The organism is Agrobacterium vaccinii, from assembly GCF_021310995.1.
Classification (GTDB): Bacteria; Pseudomonadota; Alphaproteobacteria; order Rhizobiales; family Rhizobiaceae; genus Agrobacterium; species Agrobacterium vaccinii.
In genome coordinates, this window is record NZ_CP054151.1 from 1,448,338 (window position 1) to 1,461,796 (window position 13,459).

The following is a 13,459-nucleotide window of genomic DNA, read 5'->3' on the forward strand; positions in this document are numbered from 1 at the left end:
AAGCATGAGTTAAGGCATGTTCCCCTAAGGTCGGAAGCTTCGGGGAAAAGGTCTCAAGGCCAGAATGGTCGATTACGTGAATAAAGCTGAACGGGAGGTTGGCGATACGCAGACAGGCCAGACGCGGCTTGTATGGTATCATTCCATGTTCTGGAAAATAAACGTCTTTCTCGTGTCCAGCGTCGTGCTGGCCTACGTCATGGGCGCGGCCATCGGCTGGGTCATGGTCGAGCGGGATTCGCTGGAACAGTGGCGGCGTCAGGCAGAGTTGAATGCGCAGGTGACCAGCTCCGTCATCCGCAGCATCTACACCTTCGTCGCGATCGAGAGCAGCGATGACGGCCAGATCACCAAGATCATCAGCGAACGTCCTTTGGGCGACGACGCGTCGATCCTCGATACCGGCTTTAATCCCGCCGATGTGCTGGGCCTTGCCGCCGCGCAGACGAAGAACAACATCTGGCTTTTCCAGAAAACGCCCGGAGAAAAGCCCTTCGCCAGCTCTGCCGAAGCGTTCGGTTCGGACGATGGCATTGGCCTCACACTGCCCGATTACGGCAATACCAGCAAGTTTTTCGTCGGCTTTGCAGATATCGGCGATATCAAACACTTCGTTGCCTATGTTCCGATTGTCGATCTGAAGGGCGAGCTTCAGGGTGCTCTGGTCACCACCATAGGCGAAGCCGATGCCTTGCAGGAAAGTCAGAACCGGCTTTTGCGAAACTCTTTCCTGCTGCTGGTGACCATCCTGGTGTTGACCGGCGCTGCCGTGACGCTGATCATGCGCAAGGTGTTCAAGCCCGTGCCGGACCTCGTCAGCGCCCTCAGCCGTATTGCCCGCGATGACACGCGTTCCGTCACCCCGTTTCAGGATCGTCACGATGAAATCGGTCGCCTAGCTACCGCCATCGAAACCCTGCGCGAGGCCGTCGTCGAGCGTGAGCATCTGCGCCAGGTGCGCGATGTGGCGAAACACATGGAGCATCTTGCCCACCACGATTCGCTGACGGGCCTGCCCAACCGCACATTCTTCGGCAAGAAACTCGAAGAAATGATCGCAGGGTTGGGCGAGGGCGGTGCCCGCTTCAACATCATGTTGTTGGACCTAGATCGTTTCAAATCCATCAATGATGGTCTTGGCCACGCCAGCGGCGATGCGCTGTTGACGTCTTTTGCCGAACGCTTGCAGCTCCTCATGCGACCGGGTGATATCGCCGCGCGATTTGGTGGAGATGAATTCGCCATTTTGCAGGTCGTGCGCAAGAATGCTCTGGGGGAAGCCAGCAAGCTTTCGTCCAACATCATCCGTTCACTTGCTCGCCCATTCATTCTGTTGGGTAAAGAGGTCACCGTTGGCACCAGTATCGGCATCTGTACCGAGACTTCGGCTGGTACGGAGATTTCGGAGCTTTTGAAGAAGGCAGATATTGCGCTTTACGCTGCCAAGTCCGAAGGACGGGGCACCTTCCGTTTCTTCAAACAGGGCATGGAAATGTCTGGTGACCGCGGGCATGTGCTTCAGCATGATCTCGACGCCGCGCTCCGCAACGATGAATTCGAGCTTCATTATCAGCCGATATTCTCTGTCCACGGTTCCGAACCTGTCGGTTTCGAGGCGCTGCTGCGGTGGAAGCATCCACGGCTTGGCTGGGTATCGCCAGCGGACTTCATTCCGGTTGCGGAAAAGACGGGACAGATCGTTGCCATCGGCGATTGGGTCATGAAAACCGCCTGCGCAGGGGCCGCGACCCTCCCGGAAGACACTTTCATCGCCGTCAACGTTTCACCCCTGCAATTGGTTCAGGGAAACTTCGCGGACAAGGTCAAGTCCGCCCTGTTCAATCACGGCCTGCCAGCCCGACGGCTGGAGATCGAACTGACGGAAAGCGCCCAGATATGCTCGCTCGAATGTCGGGAAATGCTGGAAGAGCTGCGCGCTCTGGGCATTAGCATCGCGCTCGACGATTTCGGCACGGGTTACTCCGGCATCAGCTACCTGCTGACGTTGCCGATCACCAAAATCAAGATCGACCGCAGCTTCATCATGCATGTTCAGGACCGCGCCGATAGCCGCGCAGTTGTCACCAGCCTGCTTCAAATGGCCAAGAGCCTGCAACTCGAAACAACAGCTGAGGGCATCGAGAACGAATACCAGATGGAGTTCGTGCGCCTGGCCGGCTGCACGCTCAGTCAGGGTTACCACCTCGGACGCCCTGCGCGCATCGAAGACATTCAACGCAATCATTACAATGTGTACCCCCGGAAGGTGTCATCGCTAGGAGCGTGAAGAAATGCGATATTCCCAGTGCAATTATGTGAATAAGACATTTTCAAAGGCTCTGCGCCGCAGCGTTATGTATGTTGCCATTGCGGCTCCGCTCGCGTGTCATGGGGTAGCGCAGGCGCAGGATGCCGGTACGCTCGACACGATTGCGCGCACCAAGACCATATCGATCGGCTACCGCGAGGATGAGGTTCCCTTCGCCTACAAAGCGACCGATGGCACGGCGACAGGCTATACGGTGGAACTGTGCAACGACATTGCAGAACATGTCCGCCAGGTACTCAAGCTCGATACGATCAATATAAATTACGTCATCGCTACGCCCGCTTCGCGGTTTCTCCTCGTCAAGTCAGGCAAAATCGATCTGGAATGCAGCGCCACGACCAACAACGCAGAGCGACGTGAACAGGTCTCTTTCTCCTATCCGCATTTCATAACCGCGACACGCTTCGTCGCGAAGAAATCCAGCGATGTGAAACACATCAAGGATCTCGCCGGACGAACCGTGGCTTCCACCACCGGCACGGTCAATATCGAGCAGTTGCAGACGATCAACCGCGCCAATAACCTCAATATTTCGGTGATGTTGGCGCGGCAGAACTCCGATGGTTTTTCCTTCGTGGAAAACAACAAGGCGACAGCATTCGTCATGGATGGCGTGCTGCTGGCCGCCCATGTCGCGTTTTCCAAGTCACCTGAAGATTATATGGTGTCGACCGAAACCTTTGGTCCGCCTGAGCCCTATGGCATCTTGATGCGCAAGGGCGATGAGCCTTTCCGCAAAGTCGTGAACGATGCCTTGCGTGAGGTTTTCGTCAGCGGAGATATCAACCGTATCTACGATAAATGGTTCATGTCACCGCTGCCGCCGGATGGCCGGAATTTCAATCTGCCGATGTCGCCGGAATTACAGGCCGCGTTTCGCGATCCGCAGGAGTACCTGCAGTGAGACGCGCGATTAAAGCCCTTTTTGCGCTACCTGCCGCGCTGCTTTTGACAGTATCCAGCGTCGCAGCTCATGATTTCACGCAGCCCACGCTTGAGCGCATCAAAGAGACGGGCAAAATCCGTGTCGGATACGGTGTGACGGCACCCTTTTCGTTCACGACACCGGATGGCAAAGTCATCGGTTACTCCATAGATATCTGTCGTCGCCTTGCGGACAGGCTCAAGGAACGGCTCCAGATGCCTGCAATCGAGGTGGTACTGGTGCCGCGCACGCCCAGCAACCGGGTGCAGTTGCTCAACAATGGCGACATGGATATCGAGTGCAATGCCAGCACCAACACGGCAGAGCGCAGGAAAAGCGTCAGGTTCGCCATCAGCCATTTCTACGGGGCAACGCGTTATGTGTCGCTCGCGAAAAACAGTCTCCACACTGTCTCTGACCTGAAGGGACGTTCCGTCAGCGTCGCGCTGGGCACCGTGAATGTCAACGACATCAATGAGGCAAACCGCACGAAGAAACTCAATGTTTCCGTCGTGCCGGTCGACACATTACAGGCCGCGTTCGACATGGTGACCGATGGGCGCGTCTCGGCATTCGCCATGGATGAGGTGTTGCTCGGTACCATGATTGCGCGGTCAAAAGACCCCGCCGAATACAGCATTTCCACCGAAAAGCTGACCGATCCGCAGCCATTCGGCTTCATGATGCGGCTGGACGACAAGGCGTTTGCCACTGCCGTCAACGAGGAGTTGGCGCAAATCTACAAAAGCCCCGAAATGCCAGCGCTCTACAGCCGCTGGTTCGAGAGCCCCATTCCCGAGATTGGTATCACAGTCAATCTGCCGATGAGCGATCTCTTGCGGCAAGCCTTGGCCAACCCCGTGCCGGTCGAATAACCAGCCGTGGCAGGGCCCTTGTGCGGGCCCTGCATTTTTCAGACCCGTTCCAGCCCAATCGCGATGCCTTGGCCAACACCTATGCACATCGTTGCAAGCGCCTTGCTCTTGGAGGTCAGTGAAAGCTCCAAAGCCGCCGTTCCTGCAATGCGTGCGCCGCTCATACCCAACGGATGACCCAGCGCAATCGCGCCGCCATTGATGTTGGCACGCGGATCGTCATCGGCGATGCCAAGCTGGCGCAACGTTGCCAATCCCTGCGAAGCGAAGGCTTCGTTGAGCTCGATGACATCGAGCATATCCTGTGTCCAACCCAGTCGAGCCAACAGTTTTTGCGAGGCCGGTGCCGGGCCAATACCCATCACGCGCGGTGGAACACCCGCCGTTGCGCCGCCGCAAACGCGTGCGAGCGGCGTCAGTCCGTATTTCTTCACCGCTTCCTCTGATGCGATGATGAGGGCGGCGGCTCCATCGTTGACGCCAGAAGCGTTTCCCGCTGTGACGGTGGCGCCCTCCATGCGGTTTACTGGCTTCAATTTTGCCAAAGCCTCAAGGCTCGTTTCGCGTGGGTGCTCGTCTCTGGCGACCAAGACAGGATCGCCCTTGCGCTGGGGAATGGTGACAGGTGTGATTTCCTTGCCAAGTCTGCCACTGGCCTGCGCCTGTGCCGCCTTTTGCTGGCTGCGGACTGCAAATGCGTCCTGCGCCTCGCGCTCAACCTTGTAGTCGATTGCAACATTGTCGCCGGTTTCCGGCATGGAATCAACGCCATAGAGCGATTTCATCACCGGGTTGACGAAGCGCCAGCCGATAGTCGTGTCGTAGATTTCGGCATTGCGGGAAAAGGCGGTCTCGGCCTTTGGCATAACGAAGGGCGCGCGGCTCATGCTTTCCACGCCGCCAGCAATCATCAATTCCGCTTCGCCGGATTTGATGGCGCGCGCCGCTGTGATGACAGCATCCATGCCCGAACCGCACAGGCGGTTCATCGTCGTGCCCGTCACGGAGACGGGAAGCCCTGCCAGCAGCAGGGACATGCGGGCTACGTTGCGGTTGTCTTCACCGGCCTGGTTGGCGCAGCCGAAAATCACGTCCTCGACGGCTTCCCAGTCCACCTTCGGGTTGCGTTCCACGAGTGCTTTCAGTGGCACTGCGCCAAGGTCATCAGCGCGGACGGAAGAGAGCGCACCGCCGAAACGGCCAATGGGGGTACGGATGTAGTCGCAGATAAAAACGTCGGTCATGTCTGGTGCCTCACAGTTCAGGAGCAACAAGATCGGCAACGGGGCCGTCCGTGTGCAATTTTGCGCCGGTCATGGCCTGCAAATCATCGAAGCTCATACCATCAAGCTTTTCGCGCAGAACGAAGTGACCGTCTTTCACGTCGACAACAGCGTGGCTGGTATAGATGCGGGTAATGCAGCCGACACCGGTCAGGGGGAAGGCGCATTTTTCAACGAGCTTGGGTTCGCCCTTCTTGGTCACATGCTCGGTGATGACAAAAACCTGCTTTGCACCATGCACGAGATCCATCGCGCCACCAACGGCAGGCACGCCCTTGGAACCAACGCGCCAGTTGGCGAGGTCACCATTCTGCGCCACTTGGTAGGCACCGAGAATAGCCACATCCAGATGCCCGCCGCGCACCATGGCAAAGCTGTCCGCATGGTGAAAGAAAGCTGCGCCCGGCTTCAGCGTCACCGCTTTCTTGCCAGCATTGATCAGGTCCCAGTCTTCCTCGCCTTCGGTAGGCGCTTCACCGAAATTCAGGATGCCGTTCTCGGTATGGAAAATCGCCTCGCGGCCCGGTGGCTGGTAGCGCGCGACCATTTCGGGAAAGCCGATGCCGAGATTGACATAGGCGCCATCGACGATGTCCTGCGCTGCGCGCCACGCGATCTGCGCGTTGGAAAGCTTGATGTCTTCGAAAGTGTTGAGAGCGTGAGCTTCGGTCATGCGTATGCCACTCCTGCGCGGATCAGGATTTCTTCCTGTTGTGGATTGTCGATCTGGACGACGCCATCGACGAAGATGCCGGGTGTTACCACCTGTTCCGGGTCGATCTGACCGGCAGGCACAAGGCTGGAAACCTGTGCAATCGTCCGCGTCGCTGCCATGCACATCAGCGGATTGAAGTTGCGACCGGCCTTGCTGTAGGTCAGGTTGCCATGGGTGTCGCCGAGATGTGCTTTAACGATAGCGAAATCCGCCTTCAGCCAGCGCTCCTGCACATAATGACGTCCATCGAATTCCGCGATTGGCTTGCCATCGGCAAGCTCGGTGCCATAGGCGGTCGGCGTATAGAAAGCAGGAATGCCCGCGCCGCCTGCGCGGATACGCTCTGCCAGCGTTCCCTGCGGCACGAGTTCAAGCTCGATTTCGCCAGCCAGATATCGGTCGGTAAATGCGCGCGGGTCCGACGAACGGGGAAATGAGCAGATCATCTTGCGCACCAGGCCCGCGTCGATCATCGCTGCGATGCCGATACGACCGTTCCCGGCATTGTTGTTGATAACGGTGAGGTTCTTCGAGCCTTTGTCGATCAAGGCATGTATCAGTTCGATCGGCGCACCGGAGCCGCCAAATCCGCCAATCATAACCGTCGCACCGTCCCCGATACCGGAAACCGCTTCGGCTGCGCTGTTGATCGTCTTGTCCATGCAGATACCTCCTCGACGGCAATGACATCGTTCAAACCGTGGTGTGAGGTAAAACCGAACCACGCTCGACTGCAACTGATTTGTGCGTTATATGATTTTTGTTCGTATATCGCACAGATGAGGTTTGCAGCTTGGCGAATGAAAGAGACCTGATGGGCGGGCTTGCCAAGGGGCTAAGGGTCATTGAGGCTTTCAGCGCCGAGCATCCGCGTCTGTCGATATCGCAAGCGGCCGAGATCGCCGGTCTCGACCGCGCCACGACGCGCCGATGCCTGTTGACGCTGGCCGAGTTGGGCTATGCCGCCTATGACGGCAAATATTTCACGGTAACGCCCAAGGTGCTGCGTCTTGGCACCGGTTGTCTCGCCGCCATGCCGCTGCCGCGCATCGTGCAGCCGGTGCTGGACACGTTGTCCGAAAAGATCGGTCAGAGCACATCGGTTTCCATTCTGGATGACACGGAAATCGTCTACGTCGCGCGGGCGGCGCAGCGTCGCGTCATGTCCATATCGCTGATGCCGGGCTCCCGCCTGCCTGCCTATTGCACCTCCATGGGACGTGTCCTTCTGGCGGCGCTGGATATTTCGGCCAGGCAATCCGCCCTTGAGATGTCCGACCGAAGGCCCAGAACGCCGCTCACTATGGTCGATATCACGTCATTGATGGCGGAACTGGCCGCGACCAGCGAGCGTGGTTACGCGCTGATCGATCAGGAAGTGGAGATGGGCCTGCGCTCCATCGCTGTGCCGCTGGTCAATATGCGTGGGCAGACGGTCGCGGCGTTGAATGTCGGGCTGCCCGCCTCGGCAGCGTCCATGGACGATCTCGTGGCGCGCTACCTGTCACCGCTTCTCGCCGTTCAATTAGAGCTTCGCAGAATGCTTGTCTAAACGGTGTCTTGGGACGATGCCGCCAGCCTTTGCTGTTCCGCCATTCGCCACGTCCTCGGCGTCGTGCCGGTTTCCCGCGTAAAAAAACGGGAGAAGTAAGCGGGATCGCTAAACCCCAGGCCGCTCGCGACCATTTGCACCGTCGATGATGTAAACAGGAGCTCCTGTTTGGCGATCTCCAATTGGCGTTGTGCGATCAGCCGCTGAAGGCTTGTGCCGCATTGCTGACGCACCAGCCGGTTCAAGTGCGTCTGCGATATGCCAAGCTGGTCCGCATAGAATTCTGCATTTCTGTTGTCGCGAAGATGCCTGGCGATGAGCCCCAGCAGAAGGTCAAATCGACCGCTGCTTTTGTCAGGCACGGTCTGTTGCGCGATGCGTGACAGTCGGACGATCAGCGTCGTAATCTGCCCTTCCATCATCGCGTCACGGCCGGAATGGCTGCTGGAATACTCATTCCAGATCGCCGTGAAGCATTCCATGATGCTCTGCCGTGCCGGTTCTTCCTCGAGACCAAGCAGCATAGGGCGTTTCAGATGCTGCCGTGCCACGGCTTGCGCTGCCGGGGATAAGGCTGCGGGGATCAAGGTCAGGATCATCCCGGCGATGTCGCGGGAGAAGCGAAACCCATGTTCGAAGCCCGGCGGCGCAATCACCACGGCGGGTGGCCTGATCGCCATAACTTCATTTTCCAGGGTCGTGTCGCCTTCACCGCCGGTGAAGAAAAGGATTTGCAAAAAACTCTCGTGCCGGTGCAGGTTTATTTCAAACCGGTGAAGACTGCTGCGCGAAAAAAGAGTTTCGCAGTGGAAGCGGAACGGTGTCTGCGCTGGCGCACCTTCTCCATAGAGCTGGTCTTTTGCCGGTGTTGTCATGGGGATCATCCGCAGTCGCGATGGTCGGATAGTGCAATATCTCAATTGAAAAGTCCATTGAACGCAGACCTGCTAAGCGTCAATTTCGACATTGGAGAAAGCATTCGGGAGAACACAATGCGCACGCAGGTCGTTATCATCGGTTCAGGTCCAGCTGGGCTCTTGCTCGGGCAGATATTGTCCAATGCCGGTATCGACAACATCATCCTTGATCGCGTCGGCAAGGATTATATTCTGGGTCGCGTGCGCGCCGGTGTGCTGGAAGAGGGCACGGTAAACCTTCTGGAGCAGGTGGGTGTTGCCAGCAGGTTGCACCGAGAAGGATTGCCACATGACGGCTTCTCGCTCGCTTTCGATGGTCGTGACCATCGTGTAGACCTGCACGACTTGACCGGCGGCAAACGGGTCATGGTCTATGGCCAGACAGAAGTCACGCATGACCTGATGGATGCCCGCGAGAAGATCGGCGCGCTCACGATATACGACGCGCATAACGTCCAGCCGCATGCCTTCGACAGCGCCGCGCCGTACGTGACCTATGAAAAAGACGGCGCAAGCCACCGGATCGACTGTGATTTCATTGCCGGCTGCGATGGCTTCCATGGCGCCAGCCGAAAGGCAGTGCCACAGGGTGCGATCAAGGAATTTGAGCGCGTCTATCCCTTCGGTTGGCTCGGCATTCTCGCCGACGTGCCGCCTGTTGATCATGAGTTGATCTACGCAAACCACCCCCGGGGCTTTGCACTCTGCTCCATGCGGTCCGCGACGCGCAGTCGTTATTACGTTCAATGTGGCCTGGACGAAAAGGTTGAGGCGTGGAGCGACGACCGCTTCTGGGACGAACTTAGACGCCGTCTTCCGGCACACCATGCGGAGGCGATGGTGACAGGTCCTTCCTTCGAGAAATCGATTGCGCCGCTGCGGTCTTTCGTTGCCGAGCCGATGCGTTTCGGTCGGCTGTTTCTAGCCGGAGATGCCGCCCATATCGTACCGCCAACGGGCGCAAAGGGCCTCAACCTTGCAGCAAGCGATGTCTGTTACCTCAGCGAAGCCTTGATCGAATATTACAACGAGCATTCGCAGGCGGGTCTGGATGGATATTCGGCGCGGGCGCTGGCTCGCGTCTGGAAGGCCGTTCGCTTCTCTTGGTGGATGACCACAATGATGCACCGCTTTCCCGACACCGGTGATTTCGGCCAGAAAATTCAGGAGGCGGAACTGGATTATCTCGTCCAATCCCGCGCGGCCTCTACGGCGCTCGCCGAAAATTACGTCGGCCTACCTTACTGAGGCCTTGGCAAGCTTCAGCCGCGAGAGGATGATAGCGCCGCTGCCGTCTCGCGGATTGTCTGCATCAGCAGCGAAAGCGGTAGCGATGGCTGCGTATCGGCGCGCATGGTCAGCCCCACCGGGCCGCTCGTATCTGCGGTATCGAGTGGAAGAACCGCAAGCGTCCCGTCTGCGATATCGGCAGCGACAACGCCTTCGGAGATGATCCATACGGCATCGCTTTTGCGCAGAAATGCGCGCCCGAAAGCGTCCGAGACCGTTTCGATGCGGGTGGGCAGTGGGGCAACGCCATGGGCCAGCAGGAACTGATCGACCACGGGGCCGATGACGGAATTACGCGTTGGCGTCAGAACGGGAAACTTGTTCAGCCGCTCGAAAATGCTGATGTTCTCTGCAAGCAGTGGATGACCGGCCCGAACGACAAAGCGAACTTTTTCCGAGTAGAGGTGTTCGAACGAAAATCCCGTCATCTTATCCGGCGTGGCAAGCCGCCCCACAACGAGGTCGAGGTCTCCGACCCGCAACTGCTCTAGGAGAACGGCGTTTTCACCCGTCACGATTTTCACCGTGCTGCCGGTATCTTCCGCCAGAAAGCTGACCATCGCCTGCGGCATGATGCTGACGGACACCGTGGGCAGGGCGCCGATGCGCAGGGGCGTGCCTATTCTGGCCGCATCCGGCGAAACGGAATCCACTGCCTGCCGCAGCGCCGTCATGGTCGCACCCGCATGTTTGAGAAAAATCTCGCCGTAACGGCTGAGCTTTATGCCACGTCCGTCACGCTCGAACAGTGTCACGCCGAGCACCTCTTCCAGTTCACGGACGGTTTTGGTAACGGCTGGCTGGCTGATCCGTAAAATTGCAGCCGCCCGAACCACGCTTTTCTGGCGTGCGATTTCCACGAAGGTCTGGATGTGCCGGAATTTGATGCGGGCGTCTACCATGATGAATAATCTATAGGTTATGAATTACTGCCAATAAACTTATTTTACTTAACCATTCCGATCTTGCAATATCCAGGGCAGGAGGAAATGCGCCATGCAGTTTTTGTTATCAGGTCAATCGGCGATCCATTACCGCGCAGAAGGTCTCACGGCGTCAAAGCCCGTCATTGTTTTTATCAACTCGCTCGGCACCGATTTCCGTATCTGGGATGAGGTGGTGGCAGCGCTTGGTGACCGCTACGCCTATGTGCTGCATGACAAGCGTGGGCACGGACTGTCCGATGTCGGCTCCACACCCTATTCCATCGATGACCATGTCGCTGATCTCACAGCACTGCTCGACCATCTCTCGATTGAGAAGGCCATTATCTGGGGACTGTCCGTTGGCGGGCTGATTGCGCAGGGACTTTATCGCTGCCGCCCGGATTTGGTTCAGGCCCTTATTCTGAGCAACACCGCCCACAAGATCGGCAATACCGACATGTGGAACGACCGTATTGCGCAGATCGAGCGGGATGGAATCGAACCGCTCGTGGATGGTGTGATGGAGCGATGGTTTACGCCCGCATTCCGAAAGCCCGACAATGCCGCTTATCTCGGTGCGCGCACCATGCTGGCGCGTCAGGACAGGCACGGCTACGCCGCAACCTGCGCCGCCATTCGCGATGCGGATTTTACCGAGGCAGCAAACGCGATTGCTGTGCCAACGCTGTGCGTTGCTGGTGATGGCGATGCGTCCACGCCACCGGACCTGGTCGGCTCTCTCTCGGCGCTCATTGCGGGCAGCCGTTTCACTGTCATCGAAAACTGCGGGCACATACCGTGCCTTGAACAACCGGCGGCCTATGCGCGGACTGTCGGTGATTTTCTTACATCCCTGCCGGAGATTTGACCATGGCCGATACAGACAAGACTAGCCGGTTCGAAGACGGCATGAAAACCCGCCGCAACGTGTTGGGCGATGCCCATGTGGACCGCGCAAGCGCAGCGGCCACGCCACTCGATGAACCGTTTCAGCGGCTAATCACGGAATCGGCCTGGGGCACCGTCTGGTCGGGCTCTCACTGGACCAAGCGGGAGCGGTCCATGGTCACGATTGCGTTGCTGGCGGCGCTCGGGCACGATGACGAGGTGGCCATGCATGTGCGCGCAACTGCCAATACAGGCGCGACGCAGGAGGATATTCGCGAAGCCCTGATGCATGTCGCTGTTTATGCTGGCGTACCTGCCGCCAACCATGCTTTCAAGATTGCCAAGACCACGCTTGCCGATATGCAGGCTGCGTCTTTGCGTGAGGAGGACCAGAAATGACCAACACACCGCCAGAAACCGGACCCTTTTTTGCCAGAGACCGCAGCATTCACCCGCCTGCCTATGCGCCCGGATACAAGACATCCGTTCTGCGCTCGCCTCAGCGCGCCCTGATATCGTTGGATGGCACCAGAAGCGAGATCACCGGCCCCGTCTTCGGCCACGGCATGCTTAACCCGCTCGATAACGACCTCATTCTCAACTATGCGCGCCCGGGCGAAATGCCCATCGGGCCACGCATTCTGGTGCATGGCCGGGTTCTCGATGAGCGTGGTCGCGGTGTGGAAGGCGCGTTGGTGGAGTTCTGGCAGGCCAATGCCGGTGGTCGCTATCTTCACAAGAAGGAAACCTACCTTGCGCCGATCGATCCGAATTTCGGAGGCGTTGGACGCACGATTACCGATGCTGATGGCTATTACTGGTTCAAGACCATCCAGCCCGGTGCCTATCCATGGCCGAACGGCGTCAATGACTGGCGCCCGGCGCACATCCACTTCTCCATCTTCGGTCATGGTTTTTCGCAACGTCTGATCACGCAGATGTATTTCGAAGGTGACCCGATGATCTGGCAATGTCCCATCGTCAAGACCATCCCGGACAAAGCCGCCATCGAACAGTTGGTAGCAGCACTCGATATGACCTCCGCAATCCCCATGGACATGCGGGCCTACAAATTCGATATCGTGTTGCGCGGTCGGCGCTCCACCCTGTTCGAAAATCGCATGGAGGGCAATTGAGATGGTTCAGCCGCTGTTTTACTTCAAGGAAAGCGCCTCGCAGACCGCAGGACCCTATGTCCATATCGGCTGCACGCCCAATTTTGTTGGCATCAAGGGTGTCTTCTCCGAAGATCTCGGCTCCGGCGCTCTTTACAATGAGCGCGCGCAGGGCGAGCGCATCACCATTCGTGGCACGGTCTATGATGGCGGTGGCAATGCGTTGAAGGATGCGTTGATCGAGATATGGCAGGCGGATGCGCAGGGACTTTATAATAGCCCCAGCGAAACCCGTGGCACGGCAGACCCCAATTTTTCCGGCTGGGGCCGGTCTCCTGGCGATATGGACAGTGGCGAATTTGTCTTCGAAACCATCAAGCCCGGCAAGGTGCCGTTCAATGATGGCCGCCCCATGGCGCCGCACATTACCTTCTGGATCGTCGCGCGTGGCATTAATATCGGTTTGCACACGCGCATGTATTTTCCCGAGGAAGAAGCGGCGAATTCCGCAGACCCGGTCCTTGCCCGCGTGGAACACAAGCCGCGTCTGGCAACGCTGATCGCCAAGAAGGAGGAGGGAAACACCTATCGTTTCGACATCCATCTTCAGGGTGAAAGCGAAACTGTCTTCTTTGATATCTGAG

Annotated in this window: 14 protein-coding genes; 9 read left to right on the top strand and 5 right to left on the bottom strand. The window is 58.0% G+C overall.

Translation table 11 applies throughout. The annotated features are described in order from the left end of the window. The first annotated feature begins 145 nt into the window (after nucleotides 1–145). Genes HRR99_RS21730 through HRR99_RS21740 form a run of 3 tightly spaced genes read left to right on the top strand, consistent with a single transcriptional unit; the run spans nucleotide 146 to nucleotide 4,129 of the window. Nucleotides 146–2,287, top strand: a complete 2,142-nt coding sequence (locus HRR99_RS21730) for an EAL domain-containing protein (protein ID WP_233124854.1) — start codon at nucleotides 146–148, stop codon at nucleotides 2,285–2,287. A gap of 4 nt (nucleotides 2,288–2,291) precedes the next feature. Continuing rightward, nucleotides 2,292–3,233: an amino acid ABC transporter substrate-binding protein gene (locus HRR99_RS21735; RefSeq protein WP_233124855.1), complete on the top strand. Its 942-nt coding sequence runs from the start codon at nucleotides 2,292–2,294 to the stop codon at nucleotides 3,231–3,233. Further along, complete coding sequence (locus HRR99_RS21740) at nucleotides 3,230–4,129, top strand: amino acid ABC transporter substrate-binding protein (RefSeq protein WP_233124856.1); 900 nt, start codon at nucleotides 3,230–3,232, stop codon at nucleotides 4,127–4,129. Before HRR99_RS21735 ends, HRR99_RS21740 begins: the two co-directional genes overlap by 4 nt. A 38-nt stretch (nucleotides 4,130–4,167) precedes the next feature. On the opposite strand, the gene pcaF is transcribed toward HRR99_RS21740, so the two are convergent. From pcaF to HRR99_RS21755, 3 genes are read right to left on the bottom strand one after another with little or no spacing between them, the layout of a single operon-like run. Next, nucleotides 4,168–5,373, bottom strand: coding sequence for a 3-oxoadipyl-CoA thiolase (gene pcaF, locus HRR99_RS21745; RefSeq protein WP_233124857.1), 1,206 nt, complete (start codon nucleotides 5,371–5,373; stop codon nucleotides 4,168–4,170). A 10-nt stretch (nucleotides 5,374–5,383) separates the two neighbouring features. Continuing rightward, on the bottom strand, nucleotides 5,384–6,085 hold the full coding sequence (locus tag HRR99_RS21750) for a CoA transferase subunit B (RefSeq protein WP_233124858.1): 702 nt from the start codon (nucleotides 6,083–6,085) through the stop codon (nucleotides 5,384–5,386). After that, nucleotides 6,082–6,789, bottom strand: coding sequence for a 3-oxoacid CoA-transferase subunit A (locus tag HRR99_RS21755; RefSeq protein WP_111841430.1), 708 nt, complete (start codon nucleotides 6,787–6,789; stop codon nucleotides 6,082–6,084). Before HRR99_RS21755 ends, HRR99_RS21750 begins: the two co-directional genes overlap by 4 nt. A gap of 152 nt (nucleotides 6,790–6,941) precedes the next feature. On the opposite strand from HRR99_RS21755, the gene HRR99_RS21760 reads away from it, so the two are divergent. Then, nucleotides 6,942–7,679, top strand: a complete 738-nt coding sequence (locus HRR99_RS21760; RefSeq protein WP_233125004.1) for an IclR family transcriptional regulator domain-containing protein — start codon at nucleotides 6,942–6,944, stop codon at nucleotides 7,677–7,679. Here the strand turns inward: HRR99_RS21760 and HRR99_RS21765 are convergent. Continuing rightward, nucleotides 7,676–8,554, bottom strand: coding sequence for a helix-turn-helix domain-containing protein (locus tag HRR99_RS21765; RefSeq protein WP_233124859.1), 879 nt, complete (start codon nucleotides 8,552–8,554; stop codon nucleotides 7,676–7,678). The genes HRR99_RS21760 and HRR99_RS21765 overlap by 4 nt on opposite strands. Nucleotides 8,555–8,671: 117 nt before the next feature. On the opposite strand from HRR99_RS21765, the gene pobA reads away from it, so the two are divergent. Continuing rightward, the gene (gene pobA, locus HRR99_RS21770; protein ID WP_233124860.1) at nucleotides 8,672–9,844 is read left to right on the top strand and encodes a 4-hydroxybenzoate 3-monooxygenase; all 1,173 of its coding nucleotides are present in this window, start codon (nucleotides 8,672–8,674) and stop codon (nucleotides 9,842–9,844) included. Between the two features lie 14 nt (nucleotides 9,845–9,858). On the opposite strand, the gene pcaQ is transcribed toward pobA, so the two are convergent. Continuing rightward, nucleotides 9,859–10,788, bottom strand: a complete 930-nt coding sequence (gene pcaQ / locus HRR99_RS21775; RefSeq protein ID WP_233124861.1) for a pca operon transcription factor PcaQ — start codon at nucleotides 10,786–10,788, stop codon at nucleotides 9,859–9,861. 94 nt (nucleotides 10,789–10,882) lie between these two features. On the opposite strand from pcaQ, the gene pcaD reads away from it, so the two are divergent. Genes pcaD through pcaG form a run of 4 tightly spaced genes read left to right on the top strand, consistent with a single transcriptional unit; the run spans nucleotide 10,883 to nucleotide 13,458 of the window. Then, nucleotides 10,883–11,680: a 3-oxoadipate enol-lactonase gene (gene pcaD / locus HRR99_RS21780; protein ID WP_111841425.1), complete on the top strand. Its 798-nt coding sequence runs from the start codon at nucleotides 10,883–10,885 to the stop codon at nucleotides 11,678–11,680. 2 nt (nucleotides 11,681–11,682) lie between these two features. Next, a complete protein-coding gene (gene pcaC / locus HRR99_RS21785; RefSeq protein WP_233124862.1) occupies nucleotides 11,683–12,099 on the top strand; it encodes a 4-carboxymuconolactone decarboxylase in 417 nt (138 codons plus the stop codon). Then, on the top strand, nucleotides 12,096–12,836 hold the full coding sequence (pcaH, locus tag HRR99_RS21790; protein ID WP_112501533.1) for a protocatechuate 3,4-dioxygenase subunit beta: 741 nt from the start codon (nucleotides 12,096–12,098) through the stop codon (nucleotides 12,834–12,836). Before pcaC ends, pcaH begins: the two co-directional genes overlap by 4 nt. A gap of 1 nt (nucleotide 12,837) precedes the next feature. Further along, the gene (gene pcaG, locus HRR99_RS21795) at nucleotides 12,838–13,458 is read left to right on the top strand and encodes a protocatechuate 3,4-dioxygenase subunit alpha (protein WP_233124863.1); all 621 of its coding nucleotides are present in this window, start codon (nucleotides 12,838–12,840) and stop codon (nucleotides 13,456–13,458) included. Nucleotide 13,459 lies beyond the last annotated feature (1 nt).

Bases quoted from the DNA above. Each gene is read 5' to 3' on its own strand.
- HRR99_RS21730 (WP_233124854.1), top strand. From the start codon at position 146: ATGTTCTGGAAAATAAACGTCTTTCTCGTGTCCAGCGTCGTGCTGGCC.
- HRR99_RS21735 (WP_233124855.1), top strand. From the start codon at position 2,292: ATGCGATATTCCCAGTGCAATTATGTGAATAAGACATTTTCAAAGGCT.
- pcaF (WP_233124857.1), bottom strand. From the start codon at position 5,373: ATGACCGACGTTTTTATCTGCGACTACATCCGTACCCCCATTGGCCGT.
- HRR99_RS21750 (WP_233124858.1), bottom strand. From the start codon at position 6,085: ATGACCGAAGCTCACGCTCTCAACACTTTCGAAGACATCAAGCTTTCC.
- HRR99_RS21755 (WP_111841430.1), bottom strand. From the start codon at position 6,789: ATGGACAAGACGATCAACAGCGCAGCCGAAGCGGTTTCCGGTATCGGG.
- HRR99_RS21760 (WP_233125004.1), top strand. From the start codon at position 6,942: ATGGGCGGGCTTGCCAAGGGGCTAAGGGTCATTGAGGCTTTCAGCGCC.
- HRR99_RS21765 (WP_233124859.1), bottom strand. From the start codon at position 8,554: ATGACAACACCGGCAAAAGACCAGCTCTATGGAGAAGGTGCGCCAGCG.
- pobA (WP_233124860.1), top strand. From the start codon at position 8,672: ATGCGCACGCAGGTCGTTATCATCGGTTCAGGTCCAGCTGGGCTCTTG.
- pcaQ (WP_233124861.1), bottom strand. From the start codon at position 10,788: ATGGTAGACGCCCGCATCAAATTCCGGCACATCCAGACCTTCGTGGAA.
- pcaD (WP_111841425.1), top strand. From the start codon at position 10,883: ATGCAGTTTTTGTTATCAGGTCAATCGGCGATCCATTACCGCGCAGAA.
- pcaC (WP_233124862.1), top strand. From the start codon at position 11,683: ATGGCCGATACAGACAAGACTAGCCGGTTCGAAGACGGCATGAAAACC.
- pcaH (WP_112501533.1), top strand. From the start codon at position 12,096: ATGACCAACACACCGCCAGAAACCGGACCCTTTTTTGCCAGAGACCGC.
- pcaG (WP_233124863.1), top strand. From the start codon at position 12,838: ATGGTTCAGCCGCTGTTTTACTTCAAGGAAAGCGCCTCGCAGACCGCA.